The following is a 2,924-nucleotide window of genomic DNA, read 5'->3' as shown; positions in this document are numbered from 1 at the left end:
GGGGTTAAAAAAAAGATAAGTACAGCAGTAATGCTCGAAATATAAGCAGAAGCGCGATGCGGATGCGATAGAAGTTCTTTAAGAAAATGATCATGTAGCGTAACGAGTAGTTTGAGACACAACGAAAGTTAACAAATCAAACCTTAGTCAATAACTAAATAGATATTAAAAAAGACAATTCTATTTTTTATAAATAGTTAGAGTCAAAACTTCATTTTACAATGGAGAGTTTGATCCTGGCTCAGGATGAACGCTAGCGGCAGGCCTAATACATGCAAGTCGGACGGGATCTAGATCTAAGCTTGCTTAGATTTAGTGAGAGTGGCGCACGGGTGCGTAACGCGTGAGCAACCTACCCATATCAGGGGGATAGCCCGGAGAAATCCGGATTAACACCGCATGACACAACGACTCGGCATCGAGATGTTGTTAAATATTTATAGGATATGGATGGGCTCGCGTGACATTAGCTAGTTGGTAAGGTAACGGCTTACCAAGGCTACGATGTCTAGGGGCTCTGAGAGGAGAATCCCCCACACTGGTACTGAGACACGGACCAGACTCCTACGGGAGGCAGCAGTAAGGAATATTGGTCAATGGAGGGAACTCTGAACCAGCCATGCCGCGTGCAGGATGACTGCCCTATGGGTTGTAAACTGCTTTTGTCCAGGAATAACCACCACTACGTGTAGTGGCTTGAATGTACTGGAAGAATAAGGATCGGCTAACTCCGTGCCAGCAGCCGCGGTAATACGGAGGATCCGAGCGTTATCCGGATTTATTGGGTTTAAAGGGTGCGTAGGCGGCTCATTAAGTCAGGGGTGAAAGACGGCAGCTCAACTGTCGCAGTGCCTTTGATACTGATGAGCTTGAATGTGGTTGAAGATGGCGGAATGAGACAAGTAGCGGTGAAATGCATAGATATGTCTCAGAACTCCGATTGCGAAGGCAGCTGTCTAAGTCATTATTGACGCTGATGCACGAAAGCGTGGGGATCGAACAGGATTAGATACCCTGGTAGTCCACGCCCTAAACGATGATAACTCGATGTTGGCGATACACAGTCAGCGTCTTAGCGAAAGCGTTAAGTTATCCACCTGGGGAGTACGCCCGCAAGGGTGAAACTCAAAGGAATTGACGGGGGCCCGCACAAGCGGAGGAGCATGTGGTTTAATTCGATGATACGCGAGGAACCTTACCCGGGCTTGAAAGTTACTGAATTATCTAGAGATAGATAAGTCCTTCGGGACAGGAAACTAGGTGCTGCATGGCTGTCGTCAGCTCGTGCCGTGAGGTGTTGGGTTAAGTCCCGCAACGAGCGCAACCCCTATGTTTAGTTGCCAGCATGTAATGATGGGGACTCTAAACAGACTGCCAGCGTAAGCTGTGAGGAAGGTGGGGACGACGTCAAGTCATCATGGCCCTTACGTCCGGGGCTACACACGTGCTACAATGGATGGTACAGCGGGCAGCTACCTGGTAACAGGATGCTAATCTCGAAAAGCCATTCACAGTTCGGATTGAGGTCTGCAACTCGACCTCATGAAGTTGGATTCGCTAGTAATCGCGTATCAGCAATGACGCGGTGAATACGTTCCCGGGCCTTGTACACACCGCCCGTCAAGCCATGAAAGTTGGGGGTGCCTAAAGCATGTAACCGCAAGGAGCGTGTTAGGGTAAAACCGATAATTGGGGCTAAGTCGTAACAAGGTAGCCGTACCGGAAGGTGCGGCTGGAATACCTCCTTTCTAGAGAACAGTTATTGGTTCTCGTTACGTTATATACATGATTAGAAAAAAAGAAAAAAGACATTAGAAGAAAGTGCCCACCCCTATAGATAAGGCGTGGTTACCGAGAGAAAGAAGAGAAAGAAAAAGCTAGTCCCGTAGCTCAGTTGGTTAGAGCACTACACTGATAATGTAGGGGTCAGCAGTTCAAATCTGCTCGGGACTACGAAAATACATAAGGGGAATTAGCTCAGCTGGCTAGAGCACCTGCCTTGCACGCAGGGGGTCATCGGTTCGACTCCGATATTCTCCACTAGTTTTGGCTTATTCCAGTAGGATAAAGCAAAAAAACAAAGAGTTCTTTGACATATTGAAAGAAAAAAAGACACAAGAGAAGACAACAGTAGAGACAATGTTGTGGTATGCTTGAGTTGATAAACGGACCCTCGGTCAAAGCCGAACTGTTTATTGATTAGTATTACGACATATATATCAAAGCAACACTACAGTAGCAAAAGGGCTGTAGATGTGAAGAAAGTAAATAAGGGTACACGGGGGATGCCTAGGCTCTCAGAGGCGATGAAGGACGTGATAAGCTGCGATAAGCTACGGGTATTGGCAAATGCGATTTGATCCGTAGATTTCCGAATGGGGCAACCTAACTATCTGAAGGATAGTTGTATAATACGCGAACGCGCCGAACTGAAACATCTAAGTAAGCGTAGGAGGAGAAAATAATAATGATTTCGTAAGTAGTGGCGAGCGAACACGAAAGAGCCCAAACCATTGTTGTTACGGCAATAATGGGGTTGTAGGACCACGATATGTGATTTGTAACGTAAACTGGAAGCAGGTGGGAAACTGCGCGATAAGGGTGAAAGCCCCGTACAGGTAAGCAATACAGCGCTAGTGGTATCCTGAGTAGGGCGGGACCGGAGGAATCCTGCTTGAATCTGCCAGCACCATCTGGTAAGGCTAAATACTCCTGAGAGACCGATAGTGAACCAGTACCGTGAGGGAAAGGTGAAAAGAACCCCGAACAGGGGAGTGAAAAGAACCTGAAACCGTGTACTTACAAGCGGTTGGAGCGGACTTGTTCCGTGACAGCGTGCCTTTTGCATAATGAGCCTACGAGTTACTCTTTACTGGCAAGGTTAAGTGGTTAAGCCACGCAGCCGCAGCGAAAGCGAGTCTGAA

General features: G+C 47.3%; 2 tRNA genes and 2 rRNA genes. All 4 read left to right on the top strand.

The window, feature by feature from the left end:
- Nucleotides 1–218 precede the first annotated feature (218 nt).
- Nucleotides 219–1,748: ribosomal RNA gene (locus tag EDC17_RS16635) — 16S ribosomal RNA — on the top strand.
- Between the two features lie 131 nt (nucleotides 1,749–1,879).
- Nucleotides 1,880–1,953: transfer RNA gene (locus EDC17_RS16630), tRNA-Ile, on the top strand.
- Nucleotides 1,954–1,966: 13 nt separating this feature from the next.
- A tRNA-Ala gene (locus tag EDC17_RS16625) sits at nucleotides 1,967–2,040 on the top strand.
- 218 nt (nucleotides 2,041–2,258) lie between these two features.
- A 23S ribosomal RNA gene (locus EDC17_RS16620) occupies nucleotides 2,259–2,924 on the top strand; the annotation flags it as partial.

Source organism: Sphingobacterium alimentarium (assembly GCF_004342685.1).
In the GTDB taxonomy this organism is placed as follows: domain Bacteria; phylum Bacteroidota; class Bacteroidia; order Sphingobacteriales; family Sphingobacteriaceae; genus Sphingobacterium; species Sphingobacterium alimentarium.
Note: the sequence above shows the minus strand (reverse complement) of the source record. Positions and strands in the feature narration are given on the sequence as shown.